Annotated in this window: 12 protein-coding genes; 8 read left to right on the forward strand and 4 right to left on the reverse strand. The window is 63.7% G+C overall.

Annotated elements, in window-relative coordinates:
* The first annotated feature begins 42 nt into the window (after window positions 1–42).
* From QCE69_RS15785 to QCE69_RS15810, 6 genes are all read left to right on the forward strand, one after another.
* A complete protein-coding gene (locus QCE69_RS15785; protein ID WP_309920074.1) occupies window positions 43–582 on the forward strand; it encodes a VOC family protein in 540 nt (179 codons plus the stop codon).
* Window positions 579–1,853 (forward strand): ribulose-bisphosphate carboxylase large subunit family protein, encoded by a 1,275-nt coding sequence (locus QCE69_RS15790; RefSeq protein ID WP_309931741.1) that lies wholly within the window; start codon window positions 579–581, stop codon window positions 1,851–1,853. Before QCE69_RS15785 ends, QCE69_RS15790 begins: the two co-directional genes overlap by 4 nt.
* A complete protein-coding gene (locus QCE69_RS15795) occupies window positions 1,850–3,130 on the forward strand; it encodes a four-carbon acid sugar kinase family protein (RefSeq protein ID WP_309931742.1) in 1,281 nt (426 codons plus the stop codon). The genes QCE69_RS15790 and QCE69_RS15795 overlap by 4 nt, the downstream gene beginning before the upstream one ends.
* Before the next feature lie 138 nt (window positions 3,131–3,268).
* Complete coding sequence (locus QCE69_RS15800; RefSeq protein WP_309903726.1) at window positions 3,269–3,955, forward strand: isochorismatase family protein; 687 nt, start codon at window positions 3,269–3,271, stop codon at window positions 3,953–3,955.
* A gap of 85 nt (window positions 3,956–4,040) precedes the next feature.
* Window positions 4,041–5,363, forward strand: coding sequence for an MFS transporter (locus tag QCE69_RS15805; RefSeq protein WP_309931745.1), 1,323 nt, complete (start codon window positions 4,041–4,043; stop codon window positions 5,361–5,363).
* 36 nt (window positions 5,364–5,399) lie between these two features.
* Entirely contained in the window at window positions 5,400–6,317 is a 918-nt protein-coding gene (locus QCE69_RS15810; protein WP_309931747.1) for a LysR family transcriptional regulator, read from the forward strand.
* On the opposite strand, the gene QCE69_RS15815 is transcribed toward QCE69_RS15810, so the two are convergent.
* The gene (locus QCE69_RS15815; protein WP_309931749.1) at window positions 6,314–7,567 is read right to left on the reverse strand and encodes a cation:proton antiporter; all 1,254 of its coding nucleotides are present in this window, start codon (window positions 7,565–7,567) and stop codon (window positions 6,314–6,316) included. The two genes, QCE69_RS15810 and QCE69_RS15815, sit on opposite strands and share 4 nt — an antisense overlap.
* An 80-nt stretch (window positions 7,568–7,647) precedes the next feature.
* Entirely contained in the window at window positions 7,648–8,835 is a 1,188-nt protein-coding gene (locus tag QCE69_RS15820; RefSeq protein WP_309931751.1) for a lipopolysaccharide biosynthesis protein, read from the reverse strand.
* Window positions 8,836–9,450: 615 nt separating this feature from the next.
* Here QCE69_RS15820 and QCE69_RS15825 point away from each other — a divergent pair.
* Together QCE69_RS15825 and QCE69_RS15830 are read left to right on the forward strand one after the other, a co-directional pair.
* Entirely contained in the window at window positions 9,451–10,512 is a 1,062-nt protein-coding gene (locus tag QCE69_RS15825; protein WP_309931753.1) for a catalase family peroxidase, read from the forward strand.
* A complete protein-coding gene (locus tag QCE69_RS15830) occupies window positions 10,509–11,042 on the forward strand; it encodes a cytochrome b (protein WP_309931756.1) in 534 nt (177 codons plus the stop codon). The genes QCE69_RS15825 and QCE69_RS15830 overlap by 4 nt, the downstream gene beginning before the upstream one ends.
* Before the next feature lie 10 nt (window positions 11,043–11,052).
* Here the strand turns inward: QCE69_RS15830 and QCE69_RS15835 are convergent, their stop codons facing one another.
* Window positions 11,053–12,573 carry a PLP-dependent aminotransferase family protein gene (locus QCE69_RS15835; RefSeq protein WP_309920097.1) on the reverse strand — a complete coding sequence of 507 codons (1,521 nt, stop codon included), beginning with the start codon at window positions 12,571–12,573 and terminating at the stop codon, window positions 11,053–11,055.
* A gap of 130 nt (window positions 12,574–12,703) precedes the next feature.
* Window positions 12,704–14,017 (reverse strand): MFS transporter, encoded by a 1,314-nt coding sequence (locus QCE69_RS15840; RefSeq protein WP_309931758.1) that lies wholly within the window; start codon window positions 14,015–14,017, stop codon window positions 12,704–12,706.
* Between the last annotated feature and the right edge of the window lie 32 nt (window positions 14,018–14,049).

Here is a 14,049-nt window from a genome sequence, read left to right on the forward strand (position 1 = left end):
CGCGCGCCCTCGCCGCCGCATCATCAAAAAGGAAACAACACAATGAGCCGATTCTTTGGCGAGATCCGCCAGGCCGGATACGTCGTGCGCGACATCGAGGCCGCCATGGACTACTGGAGCCGCGTGCTCGGCGTCGGGCCGTGGTTCTATAACGAACGCGTGCCTATCGAGGATTATCGTTATCGCGGGCAATCGTACGAGGTGCACAACTCGGTTGCACTCGCGAACTCGGGCAGCCTGCAAGTCGAGTTGATCCAGACGCGCAACGACGCGCCTTCGATGTATCGCGACTTCCTCGCGGCGGGTCACACCGGCCTGCAACACAATGCCTACTGGACCACCGATTTCGACGCCGATCTCGAACGCCTCACGCAGCAAGGTTTCGAAGTGGCGATGAGCGGCAAGGTAGGCGAGAACGGCCGCTTCGTCTACTTCGATACCGAAACCCATCCGGGCACGGTGATCGAGTTGTCGGAGATTGCAGGGCCGAAGGGCAAGCTGTTCGACCTGATCCGCCAGGCCTCGCTCGACTGGGACGGCAAGCAGGCCGTGCGGCCGTTTCCTGCACTGAGCAGCCTATGAACGCGGACGAATTCATCGAGGCCGATTACCTCGTCGAGACGCCGCTCGATCCCGCGAAGGTCGCGGACATCATGGCGGGCGAGCAGTCGAGCGGCACCTTCGTGCGCGTGGCGGGTGAGAGCGATGCGCTGCGGGCGCGCAGTCGCGCCGTGGTGCTCAGCATCCGTGAAGAGGAGCCACTCGCGCAGCCTTCGCTGCGCAGCGCGTGGCTGGAGCGTCAGCACATCGGCGGGCCGTATCGAAGGGCGCGCATCACGTTGCGGTTTCCGGTCGCGAACATCGGCGTCAATCTGCCGACGCTGGCGGCGACCGTCGCCGGCAATCTCTACGATCTCGGCGAGACCACGGGGCTGCGCTTGCTCGACGTGCGCGTGCCGGCTGGATACCGCACGCAATTCCCCCAGCCGCCGCATGGCGTCGCGGGCACGCGCAAGCTGACCGGCGTCGCAAGCGGACCGATGATCGGCACCATCATCAAGCCGAACGTCGGTCTCACGGCGGACGAGACGGCGCAGCTCGTACGCAGTCTGTGCGAAGCGGGCGTCGACTTCATCAAGGACGACGAGATCAGCGCCAATCCGTTGCATGCGCCGATCGAAGCACGCGTGCGCGCGGTCATGGCGGAAGTGCGTGCGTACCGCGAAAAGACTGGCAGGAACGTGATGATCGCGTTCAACATCACCGACGAAGTCGATGCAATGCGCCGTCATGCGGATCTCGTCGAACGCGAAGGCGGGTCGTGCGTGATGGCGAGCATCAACTGGTGCGGCTTCTCGGCAATCGAGACCATGCGGCGCTCAACGCCCCTCGTGCTGCACGCGCACCGCAACGGCTACGGGATGATGTCGCGCGATCCTGCGCTCGGCATGTCCTTCGCCGCGTATCAGACGTTGTGGCGTCTCGCGGGCGTCGATCATATGCATGTGCATGGACTCGCTGGCAAGTTCGCACAAGCCGATGAGGAAGTCATCGCCTCGGCGCGCGCGTGCGCGCAAGCTTTGGCCGAAGGTCTCGACGATGCCGTGCTGCCCGCATTCTCATCCGGTCAATGGGCCGGCACCGCGCCCGTTACGTTCGATGCCATGCGTAGTGACGATCTGCTCTTCATGTCGGGCGGCGGCATGCTCGGGCATCCGGGCGGTGTCGCGGCCGGCGTGGCGAGCGTACGGCAGGCATGGGACGCGGTGCGGCAGGGCATATCGCTGGACGACTACGCGCGGCATGCGCCTGAACTCTCGGCGGCGCTCGCTTTCTTCGGCAGCCGCGCATGAGCGTCGCGCCCTACGGCTTCTATGGCGACGATTTCACCGGCGCCACGGATACGCTTGCCACGCTGCATCGCGCCGGGCTGCGCGCGATGCTGTTCGTCGAGCCGCCTACGTCCGAACGTCTCGCGAAGCTTGGACCGCTCGATGCCATCGGTCTCGCGGGCGCGGCTCGAACGCTTGCGCCGTCGCCCCTGCGCGCGCAGATACGGCAAGCCGCTGAAATTTTCTCGGCGCTGCGCGTACGCGTGATGCACTACAAGGTCTGTTCGACCTTCGACAGCGCGCCTGAAACCGGCAACATCGCGGTCGCGATGACGTGTCTGCGCGAACGCTTCACGAATCCTTTCGTGCCGATCATCGGCGGGCAGCCGAACCTTGGGCGCTATTGCGCGTTCGGGACGCTGTTCGCGACGGCAGGCGGCGCGGAGGTGCATCGCATCGATCGTCACCCGGCCATGAGCCGTCATCCGGTCACGCCGATGCACGAAGCGGATCTTCGTCTGCATTTCGAGCGGCTGGGCATGCGTATCGGCGCGATCGACTGGCGTGCTTACGCGTTGCCGGATGCGGCGTTGAAAGAGGTGATTGACATGCACTCGGGCACGCCGCTGCTCTTCGACGTGCTCGACGACACGCATCTGCGCCGCATCGGGTTGGAGATGCATGAACGGGCGGCGAGTGAACCCGTGTTGGCAGTGGGCGCGAGCAGCGTCGCACAGGCTTGGACGCTTGCTTCGGCTTCAGATCACGACGGGGAAGCGGTGGCTGCGTTCGGTCCGGCTCAATCGCCTGTGTTCGTTCTCGCAGGCAGTCTCTCGCCGATGACCGCAGCGCAGATCGATGCCGCGCGTTCGTTTCATCGCATCGAACTCGACCCGCGCGAGATGGCTTCGCCGTCGTATCGAAGTGAACGTTGTGGACGTATTGTCGAAGCGCTGCATAAGGGCATGCACGTACTGGCCTTCACGTGCCGCACGCCGCATCACGAACACACCGAGGGCGAACCGCTCGCCGAATCCTGCGCGGCACTGCTGCGCGCAGTGATCGAACGCGCCGCGCCCCGGCGCATCGGCATCGCGGGAGGCGATACGTCGAGCCTCGGCGTGCATGCGTTGAAAGCGTGGGGTTTGTCGTGTCTGGCGACATTGGCCTCTGGCGTCACGGTGTGCCGCGTGCACTCCGATGACCCGGCGACGCACCGCATCGACTTGATGCTGAAGGGCGGGCAGATGGGCGGTGCGGAACTCTTCGAGGATTTCGTCGCAGGCATCGTGCGCTGAGGCACCGCGCAATTCATACCAGAAGAGGTAATAAACCCAGCAAAACAGTAAATAGACTAGTAATAATGTCGCTCCTATAGTTTTTCTGCCGACACACATGGCACATGCGTCACAGAGAAACTTTCGGAGATTGAAGACATGAATGCAGGATTGAACGAGATGCTGGCGCAAGCCTTCGCGGAAGCCACCGAACTCTATCAACAGCGCGGCTTTCAGCGGCGCGTGGGGTTCGGCAAGAAGCCCGCGCTGGTCAACGTCGATCTCGCGAACGCATGGACCCGCCCGGGCAATCCATTCACGTGCGAAAACATCGATGAGCAGATCATTCCGGGCGTGCAGCGCCTGCTCGCTGCATGCCGTGCGAACGGTCATCCGGTGATCCACGTCACCACGTGCTATCAGGTCACCGACCGCAACAACCCGCATACCGACATGGGGCTGTGGCACAACAAGATCCCCGTCGACGTCGTCTCCCAGGCCGATGAAAACCTGTGGGCCATCGACTCGCGCATCGCGCCGATCGAGGGCGAACAAGTGCTCGTGAAGAAGCGCGCGAGCTCGTTCCACGGCACCTATCTCGCCGGCTTTCTGCGCGCCGCGGGCGTCGACACGATCCTCGTCACCGGCGTCACCGCATCGGCGTGCGTGCGCACGACGCTGTGCGATGGCCTCGCCGAAGGTTTCCGCACGATTGCGGTGCGCGAGTGCATCGGGGATCGCGTGCCGGGCGCGGTCGAATGGAATCTGTTCGACATCGACGCGAAGTTCGCGGATGTCGAATCGGTGGACCGCTGCGTGGACTATCTGCATTCGGTGAAGGGCTAAGCATGGCGCGGACGCGGACCGGTTCGCCGGCCGTGTCCGCGCGCAAGTGCTCGGTTTGACGCGACTCATTACTGGAGAACGGGCAATGAACGAAAGTGCTTTACCGGGCGCAATCCTCACGGACGATAGCGCGCCGCATTCCTCCGCGATGGTCAACGCCACGTATCGTCGCATCACATGGCGGCTGATTCCGTTTCTGTTCATCTGCTACGTGGCGGCTTATCTGGACCGCATCAACATCGGCTTTGCGCAGATCCAGATGCGCACCGACCTCGGCTTCAGCGACGCGGTGTACGGGCTCGGCGCGGGCATCTTCTTCGCCGGGTACTTTCTCTTTGAAGTGCCCAGCAATCTCATTCTTGAACGCATCGGCGCACGCAAGACGCTGATCCGGATCATGCTGCTGTGGGGCCTGACATCGGCCGGCATGATGTTCGTGAAGTCGCCCACGGCGTTCTATGTGATGCGCTTCATGCTCGGCGTTTTCGAAGCGGGCTTCTTCCCGGGCATGATCTATTACCTGACCTTCTGGTATCCGGCGGAGCGTCGCGGACGCGTGATGGCGCTGTTCCTGACCGCCGTGGCGATGGCAGGCGTGCTCGGCGGTCCGGTATCGGGCTGGGCATTGAACAGTCTCGACGGCCTGCACGGTCTGCAAGGCTGGCAGTGGCTGTTCCTGGTGGAAGGATTGCCGTCGTGCCTGCTCGGCATCGCCGCGTTCTTCTATCTCGATGACAAGCCGCGCGATGCACGCTGGCTCAGTGACACCGAAAAGGCGCTCGTGCAGCATCAACTCGATGGTGAACGCGACACCGCATCCATGTTCGAGCGGCACGGCTTCGGCGGCGCGCTGAAGAACGCGCGCATCTATGCGCTGGCCTTCGTGTGGTTCACGTTCATCTGCGGCGTCTATGCGATCAGCTTCTGGCTGCCTGCGCTGATTCGCGGCGCGGGCGTCACCGATGCATGGTCGATCGGCCTGTTCTCGGCGATTCCCTACGGCGTCGCGGCCGTCACGATGGTGCTGGTGAGCCGTCACTCGGACCGCACCCGCGAGCGCCGCTGGCACACGGCCGGCTGTGCGTTGATCGGCGCGGCGGCGTTGTCGGCCATCAGCGGCACGGGCACGGACCTGACGCTGGCGCTCGCCTGCATCAGCGTGGCGACCGCCTGCATCTTCACGCTGCAGCCGCTTTTCTGGGCCATTACCACCGACTTCCTCGCAGGCACGCGCGCGGCGGCGGGCACCATCGCGTTCATCAACAGCCTTGGGCTGCTCGGCGGCTTTGCGAGCCCGAGCATGCTCGGCTTCGTCAAGAGCATGACGGGGAGTCTCAACAACGGCTTGTTCGTCGTATCGGCCTTGCTGGTGATCGGCACGCTGGTCACGTTGCGTTCGGTAAGATAGTGCGCTCGTTCAGCGCACAGGGAGGCCCGCCGCAGCATGCGTATCGATGTCCATCACATCCGGGCCTTTCTCGCGGTCGCGGACGCGCTCCAGTTCAGCGTCGCCGCTCAGCGGCTGCACATGACCCAGCCGGCGCTGAGCCGCATCATCAAGGCGCTGGAGGAATCCGTGGGCGCGGCGCTGCTCGCGCGCACCACGCGGCGCGTCGAGCTCACCAACGCGGGCCGCGTCTTCGCCGAGCACTGCCAGCTCGCGCTCACGCATATCGATCAGGCCGTGACGCTCGCGCGCCGCGCGGAGGCGGGCAACCTCGGGCATCTGCGGATCGCGTACATGGACTTCGCGATCAACGGCACCTTGCCCGCGATCATCGAGGCGTTCGGCAAGAAGTTTCCATCGATCAGCATCGATCTCGTCCACATGCCGAGCACCTTGCAGAAGGAAGCGATGCTCGATTCGACCATCGACGTGGGCTTCATGATCGGGCCGTTCGCGGCGCCCGGCGTGGCGACTCGCGTGTTCGGCCGGGAGCCGATGGTCGCGCTGCTGCCGGCGGCGCATCCGCTGAACAGCAAGAAGACACTGCGTCTCGCCGATCTCGCGCACGAGCGGTTCGTGCTCGGCACGCCGCATTCGTGGGAAGCCTTTCGTCACCACTTCTTTTCCATTTGCCATCGCGCGGGATTCGCGCCCGCCATCGCGCAGGAGGCCTCGACGAGCGACGGCATCATCGGCCTGGTCGCGGCGAATACCGGCGTGAGCGTCTATCCCGAATGCATCCGCAATGTTCAGCGCAGCGGCCTGCTTGTGCGGCCGCTCGCGGACAAGGACACGGAGATCGACATGGTCGTGTGCTGGCGGGCCGACACGCGCAACCCGTCGGTGGAGACCTTCGTCGGCGAACTGCCGGCCGCCACGCCGCAGCGCGCGGCGCGCAACCGGGTACGCCGCTAGCGCGCCACCGCCGAACGCATGCCTTCTTGCCGCCGCACGATCCAGTTGAACAGCGGCGTGGCCATCAGCGTGCTGAGCACGGCCATCAACACGAGAATGGAGAACAGGCCCGGCAGGATCACGCCGGCTGCCAGCCCGATGTTGATGATGATGAGTTCCATCAGGCCGCGTGCGTTCATCAATGCGCCGATCGCCATGGCATCGCCGGGAGGCTCGCCGTTCAGACGCGCCGCCGCCCAGCACGCTATGCCCTTGCCGCCGAACGAGGCCAGCAGGATAGCTACCGCGGCAAGCATGATGGCGGGGTCCATCAGCATGTCGAGCCGCGTGTTGAGGCCTGAATAGGTGAAGAACATCGGCAGCAGGAACACGACGACGAAGGGCTCGAGCATGTCGCGCAGTTTCTCCGTCAACGGGCCGCGCGGCAGCGCGACACCGAGCAGGAAGCCGCCGAACACCGCGTGAATGCCGATGGCGTCCATGGCGAACGCACACAGCGAGAACAGAACGAGCACGATGGCGAGCACGCTGGAAGGCAAGGGCGCGTCCGGATTGAGGCCTTCCGCCAGGCGGCGCAGCAGCTTGTTGCCGGCGAAGATCATGAATAGCGCGAAGCAGACGCCGCCGCCAATGGCGGTATACGCGCCCATCCACGAGCCGCCGAAGCTCGCGAGCACAATGGCGAGAATGCACCAGGCGGCGGCGTCGTCGCATGCGCCGGCGGTCAGCGCCAGCGTGCCGAGCGACGTGCCGGCGAGGCCGCGTTCATGAATGATGCGCGCGAGCATCGGAAAAGCAGTGATGGCGATAGCGGCGCCCAGGAACAACGAAGCTTCGAACAGCCGCGCCTTGATGGCGAACAGTCCGGGGATGGTGAGCAGCCAGGGCGCGAGCGCGAATGCCAGCGCGAAGGGAACCACGATGCCGGCGAGCGATACACTCAGCGCACTCCTGACGCGTGCGCGGAAATGTTCCGCGCGAAACCCGGTGCCGATGAGAAACATATAGAGACCGACGCCCAACTGTGCCGCCACGTACAGCATGCCCATGGTGGCCTTCGGAAACAGCGCCTGCTGCCAGTGCGGCAACAGCAGCCCGAACAGCGAAGGCCCGAGCAGCACGCCCGCGATCATCTCGCCGACGACCTGCGGCTGTCCCACGCGCCCCGCGAGTCGTCCCACCAGCTGGCTTGCGGCGACGATCACGGCGGCCTGCGCGAAGAAGTACACGGATAGCTGGGAAATCGGCATTGACTTCAGGGGTGCGTGAATGAACGACCGCAGTCTGAAGGGGGGGCGGACCGTCTGTCAATGTTTCGCGGGATCGCCGGTCAGCGCGGGTTGTTTGCCACAAAGCGCTGGTATGCCGAGTAGCTGGCCTTCTGCGTCTTGCCGTCGTTCTTCAGAAGACCGTATGCGCCTTCGCCGCCGTCCGGATCGTCATAGAGCTGATAAGCCTGAATGGCTTGCAGGTTGTACTTCGACGCCACCGCGGCGAACTGCGCCATCATCGTGCCGCCGACCAGATACACGGCGATCTGGTCATCGTTGCCGTATTCCGGGCGTACGCCGAATTCCGTCAGCCAGATGGGCTTGCCGAGTTGCTGAAGTGCGGCGAGCACATCATGGCAGCCCGTGCCGCCGCAGGCATGCGTGATGTCGCCCTGGTCCGAATACCAGTGCCATGCCGTGATGTCCCAGCTCAGCACGGGATGGCCGCCGGAGCCGTCGGGCTGCGTGCCGCTGGCGAGCATCTGGTCGAAGCCGTAATGCATCCACGCGCCGCCGCCCATGACGATCTTGCCGCTTGAATCCACCGAGCGAATCCCGTCGATCATCCCGCGAATCACGCCGCGCGCCTTCTGGAACTTCGTGTTGTCGAAGTGCTGCGGATAGACGCCGTCCACATTACCCGTGAGCGCATCCGCGCCCAGCTCGTTGCCGACCTCGTAGTACGCGTAACGATAGGCGCTTGCCGTCTGTTTGCCGAGCGTATAGCCGGCGTTGTAGGCGTCGCTTTCGCTGTTGTAGTCGATGCCGGACAGAAGAATCGGGAAGACGGTGACTCCGCCGGCGGCCATGGTCTTCGCAATGCCGGCCAGCTTGTTTGCGCTCGCCTGGTTATAGACCTCGTTGCGAAAGAGCCTCGCGCCGAGACTCTGCAGTTGTGAGAGCTGCAAGGCGGGGCTGGAGATGTCGTAGGCGCCGCCTTCGTTGTTATGGCCGTTGACGCCGTAGAAGATGGGCTTGGCGGTCGATGCAGCGGTCGTGGACGACGTGACGGGGTTCGCGGTTGCGGCTGCCGTGTTGCTCGATGTGCTGCCCGCGATGTCCGCAGAAGCCGTGGCGCTTGTGCTGACCGCGCTGGTCATGCTGGCCGATGAAGCGGGCGTAGCGCTGGAAGTGGCGGCGATGCTGGGTGCGGTATCGCCGGCAGTGCTGCCACCGCCGCCACCGCCGCCGCAGGCCGCGAGCAGCAAGCTCATGGTCAGCGTGCTCGCGAGTGAAGCTGCTTTCATTGCGACGGCAAGGTGATTCGAACTTTTATTATTCATATTGACGGCGACGTACTGACGTTATCCGGTTCATCGCGACGAGTGCGCTGTTGCGCGGATGCGGCGTACAGGCGAGCGTTTCCAATGCACTCCGCGGTGCAGTCTTTTCACGATGGAACGAAAGGACGCGAGCATGGCGAAGCCCGGGGCACACTGCCCGCACATGTTCACGACTTGAAGGAACGGCGAAACGAAGCCAGCAACGCTGGCTCGGAACTGATGATCTATAAGGTTTTAATTGCCGAATTGCTCGGCGGGGAAAGCAATACTTTCCGGATTGCCTGCGACGGAGCCAAGATTACTTTCTCATCGTAAGAATGTAAACGCGGTTTCGGTAGGAAAGTAGTAACCGCTGAAACATTTTTAAGGCGTTATTACTCGATCCGGCTATTTATATGAGCAAAGCATTGGGGCCAAGCGCGAGGCTGCCTGTCGAGAACATCAGCGAGAAAGCGCGAGCGAACGGCATACCGTCCACGTAGAGGATGGATAACTGCGATTTTCAGACGTCTCTGGCACGATTTGCCTGACGCTGCTAGATTACCCCTGCTGCCGAATCGTAGATCTCGTGAGACTTCGATGACCGACAAGAACGCATCCCCACGCTCCGCAGTGCCTTCGCTGATTCTTATCGCGGCCGTCGTGGCCGTGCTGGTCGCGGCCTTCGCGTACACGGCAGGCTGGCTGTCGCCGAAGCGCCTGACGCCCGCGAAGATAGTCGGCAGCCTTGCGCCTCCCGGCGGCGCGGTGCCTGGCTTCAGGCGCAATCACGCGAAAGGCATCTGCTTCACCGGCGACTTCGAATCCAATGGCTCGGGCGCGACGCTCTCCAAAGCCAAGATGTTCGCGCCGGGCACCTACGCCGTCACAGGACGCTTCAATCTCGCGACGCCCGACCCGAAGGCCTCGGATGCCATGGCGCGCGTGCGTGGTCTCGGCTTGCGCATCGTCACGCCGGACGGCAGCGAATGGCGTTCTGCGATGATCGATGCGCCCATCTTTCCAGTCGCCACGCCGCAAGCCTTCTACGCGCTGCAACTCGCACTCGCGAACAAGGACGATCCCCAATCGATGCAGAAGTTTTCCGCCGCGCATCCCGAGATCGCGGCGTTCGGCGCGTGGGCGGGCAGCGCGCCCTGGACGTCCTCCTATGCGGAGGAGCGCTTCAACAGTCTCAACAGCTTCGTGTTCTCGAATGCGGACGGACAGGATCAGGTCGTGCGCTGGTCCTTCGTTCCGGCGGCCAAGGTCGAGAACATCAGCGCGGCACAGCTCAAGGAGAAGGGCGCCAACTTCCTCGATGCCGAGATCACCCAACGCGTGCAGAGCGCGCCGCAACGCTGGGCCTTGGTCGTGACCGTCGCGAATCCCGGCGATCCCACGGCGGACCCGAGCAAGGCCTGGCCTGAAGACCGCCACACGGTGGAAGTGGGCACGCTCGTCGTGAAGCAGATCGAACCCGAGCCCGACGGTCCATGCCGCGATCTCAACTTCGATCCCACCGTGCTGCCCGCGGGCATGCACGTGTCCGACGATCCTTTCCCGGCCGCGCGCTCGGCTGCGTACTCGGTCTCGTTCAACCGGCGCACCGCCGAAGACAAGGACTATCCGCACACGCCCGCCGAAGGAGCCCGGCAATGAACGCGATCAACGAGCGGTTCTCGCCGCTGCAACGCGCCTTGCACTGGGTCATGGCGATCTGCATCCTCGCGATGCTGTTCATCGGCGTCGGCATGGTGTCGACGGTGAAGCCCGAGTATCTGACGCTCGTTTCCATCCACAAGCCGCTCGGCGTCACGATACTGATCCTCGCGCTGATCCGCCTGGTGGTGCGCATCACGCGCGGCGCGCCGCCTTTGCCCGCCGACATGCCCATGCCGATGAAACTCGCGGCCAAGCTCTCGCACTACGTGTTCTATGCGCTGATGATCGTGTTGCCGCTGCTGGGTTATGGCATGTTGTCGGCGGCGGATTATCCGGTCGTCGTGGCGGGCATGCGCATTCCGTCGCTGCTGCCGCATAGCAATTCATTGCATACGCTGCTGTGGAACGCGCATCGCTTCCTGGCCCTGTGCTTCTTTGCGTTGATCGTCGTGCATCTGGCGGCCGCGCTTTTCCATGCGCTCGTGCGGCGCGACGGCGTCTTTCACGCGATGGCGCCATGGAAGTGAGCCGCGCGCATCACGGCTTCTGCTGCTTGACCACTTCGGCCAGCGCGCGCACGCCGGGCTCGATCAGTTCCGCGCGGATCGCCGAGAAGCCCATGCGGAAGCAGCGCTGACCATCGGCGAGATCGGCGAAGAAGACGTTGCCCGGTTCGATCAGCACGCCCAGCGCCAGCGCGTCTTTTGCGAGGCGCGTGGCATCGAGCCAGGGCGGACCTTCGACCCAGCACGACGCGCCGCCCGTTATCTTCGACGCGCGCAATTCGGGAAGATGCGTGGCGAGCGCGCGCATCAGCACCTCGGCGCGTTCCTTGTAGACCGGCGCGAGCTTGCGCAGCAGGGTGTCGTGATGACCCAGGGCGAGGAACGTGGCGAACGCGCGCTGAATATACGCAGCGGGATGCCGGATCATCAGCCGGCGCAGTGCGCGCAATTCGCGGATCAGGGCGCGCGGCGCGACGATATAACCCAGACGCAACCCCGGCGCAAAAGTCTTCGACAGCGAGCCGATATACACCACGCGCTCCGCCGTATCGAGGCTCTTCAGTGCCGGATGCGGTGTGCCCGAGAAGGTGTTCTCGCTTTCGTAATCGTCTTCGATGATGATGAAATCATGCCGCACCGACAGATCCAGCAACGCGCGCCGCCTTTCGATCGGCATGGTCGCGGTGGTGGGGCACTGGTGGCTCGGCGTGACACACACGTAGTCGCATGACGCCATCAGCTCTTCGTCGTCGATGACGGCGCCATCGTCATCCACCGCAAGCGGCACGATCTGCGCGTTGCGATGCTGGAAGATGTTGCGCGCATCGGGATAACCGGGGTTCTCCATGCCCACCTTGGTCTGCGGTCCGCACATCAGGTCGGCGATCAGATACAACGCCTGCTGACAGCCGTTGGTCACGACGATCTCATCCGGCATCGCGAACACGCCACGTCTCGGCAGCACGCGTGTGCGGATCTGCTCGACGAGCGTTTCATCGTCGCGCTCGATGAGATCCGGCGCCCAGTTGCGTATCTCCAGCACCGAGAGGCCGTGCATGCAGCTCTCGCGCCAGTCGCTGGTGGGGAAGAGCTCGGTATCGAATTGCCCGTAAATGAAGGGATATTCGTAGCTCTGCCAGTTCGACGGCTTGACGATGTTGCGTTGATTGGAAGGCGCATGCCGGATGCGCGCGCTCCAGTCCGGATGACCGTGCTGGGTCTCCACGGCGGGCGTCGTCGCGCGCATGCCCGTGGCGGTGAAGCCGCGTTGCAGTTCTTCGGTTGCGGGATTGACGAAGTGGCCGCTGCGTTCACGCGAGACGAGATAACCTTCCTCGATCAGCTGCTGATAAGCGAGCACGACCGTATTGCGCGACACGTTCAGTTGATCCGCAAGCTCGCGGCTCGATGGCAGGGCGCTGTCGGGCGCAATGTGTCCGCTCAGGATCGCATTGACGATCATCTGGCGGATCTGGTTCTGCAGGCTCATTCCCGAGACCCGTGAACGCTCGAAGAGCTGCGCCCAAAGCGTGGCGGTCGGGCGGGTGGGCATTGCCTGTCTCCTGCAAAGTCATGGTGATGCAGCGATCTTACGTGCGCCTTGCACGCTTGGCCAGCGGGTGAAAAAAGCCGCCGCGCCGGAGGATCGGCGCGGCGGCTGCGAACCGTTCGAAGAAGCGCGCTCAGCTCACGGAGAAGGCGAGCGAACGGCGTTGCCGCAAACCGACCCATGCCGCCGACAGCGCGCTCACGATGCCCGCCGCGAGGCAGTAGCCGGCGATCATCCACGGGTCGCCGCCGTTGCGTTGCAGGAGCCACGTCGCGATGATCGGGCTGATGCCGCTCGCGAAGATGCCCGAGAACTGATAGACGAAGGAGATGCCCGAGTAGCGCACGTTGGCGTCGAACAGTTCAGAGAAGAGCGCGGCCTCGGGCCCGTAGATCGAGGCATAGACGACCCCGAGCGGGATCACCACGGCCAGCCACGCGATCATCGTATTGCCGCCGCTGTTCTTCATCAGCCAGAAGCCGAGGAAGGCGGACAACCCGGTGGCAAGCGAGCCCCAGAAGTAGATGCGCGCTCGGCCCACGCGATCCGAAAGCCGTCCGAAAAGCGGTATTGTGAAGATCATCACGAAGGCGGCGACCATCACGCCGAGCAGCGCATCCGTCCGCGCAAGATGCAGCGTGCCGGTGAGATAGGAGATCGAGAACACACCGAACACGTTGAAGAACACACCGTCGATGAAACGTGCGCCCATGCCGGCAAGCGTGTTGCCCGGATACTTCGTGAGCACTTCGAGAATCGGCATGCATGCTTCGCCACCGGTCTTCTGGATGCGTGCGAACTCCGGCGTCTCCATGACGTTCAGGCGGATATACATGCCGATCAGAACGAGCGCGAACGACAGGAAGAACGCAAGACGCCAGCCCCATGCGAGGAACTGCGCATCGGTGAGCGTGAGCGAGAGCAGCGCGACCACGCCGGACGAAATGCACAGGCCTAGCGCGAGACCGATCTGCGGAATGCTCGCGTAGAAGCCGCGCTTGTTTTCGGGCGCATATTCGAAGGCCATCAGCACCGCGCCGCCCCATTCGCCGCCGAGCCCGATGCCTTGCAGCACGCGCAGAAGCAGAAGCAGTGTAGGCGCCCAGATGCCGATCTGCGCATACGTGGGCACCATGCCGATCAGCACGGTCGCGACGCCCATGATCGTCAGCGTCATCACCAGCATGCTCTTTCTGCCGATGCGGTCGCCGAAGTGCCCGAAGATCACGCCGCCCAGCGGACGGCTCAGGAAGCCGACCGCAAAGGTGCCGTAGGCGAGCATCGTCGAGATGAGCGGATCGCCGCTCGGGAAGTACAGCTTGTTGAAGACGATGCCGGCAACGACACCGTATAGAAAGAAGTCGTACCACTCGATCGTCGCGCCGATGAGACTGGCGACGACGACTTTCCTCATCTGCTTGCCATCGGTTCGGGGCAGTGCATTCATGGTTGTCTCCGTATGTCTGCGTGTGTTCGAGA

Source organism: Caballeronia sp. LZ032, from assembly GCF_031451315.1.
Lineage (GTDB): Bacteria > Pseudomonadota > Gammaproteobacteria > Burkholderiales > Burkholderiaceae > Caballeronia.

Bases quoted from the DNA above. Each gene is read 5' to 3' on its own strand.
- QCE69_RS15835 (WP_309920097.1), bottom strand. From the start codon at position 12,573: ATGCCCACCCGCCCGACCGCCACGCTTTGGGCGCAGCTCTTCGAGCGT.
- QCE69_RS15820 (WP_309931751.1), bottom strand. From the start codon at position 8,835: ATGAAAGCAGCTTCACTCGCGAGCACGCTGACCATGAGCTTGCTGCTC.
- QCE69_RS15810 (WP_309931747.1), top strand. From the start codon at position 5,400: ATGCGTATCGATGTCCATCACATCCGGGCCTTTCTCGCGGTCGCGGAC.
- QCE69_RS15785 (WP_309920074.1), top strand. From the start codon at position 43: ATGAGCCGATTCTTTGGCGAGATCCGCCAGGCCGGATACGTCGTGCGC.
- QCE69_RS15800 (WP_309903726.1), top strand. From the start codon at position 3,269: ATGAATGCAGGATTGAACGAGATGCTGGCGCAAGCCTTCGCGGAAGCC.
- QCE69_RS15790 (WP_309931741.1), top strand. From the start codon at position 579: ATGAACGCGGACGAATTCATCGAGGCCGATTACCTCGTCGAGACGCCG.
- QCE69_RS15795 (WP_309931742.1), top strand. From the start codon at position 1,850: ATGAGCGTCGCGCCCTACGGCTTCTATGGCGACGATTTCACCGGCGCC.
- QCE69_RS15825 (WP_309931753.1), top strand. From the start codon at position 9,451: ATGACCGACAAGAACGCATCCCCACGCTCCGCAGTGCCTTCGCTGATT.
- QCE69_RS15830 (WP_309931756.1), top strand. From the start codon at position 10,509: ATGAACGCGATCAACGAGCGGTTCTCGCCGCTGCAACGCGCCTTGCAC.
- QCE69_RS15840 (WP_309931758.1), bottom strand. From the start codon at position 14,017: ATGAATGCACTGCCCCGAACCGATGGCAAGCAGATGAGGAAAGTCGTC.
- QCE69_RS15805 (WP_309931745.1), top strand. From the start codon at position 4,041: ATGAACGAAAGTGCTTTACCGGGCGCAATCCTCACGGACGATAGCGCG.
- QCE69_RS15815 (WP_309931749.1), bottom strand. From the start codon at position 7,567: ATGCCGATTTCCCAGCTATCCGTGTACTTCTTCGCGCAGGCCGCCGTG.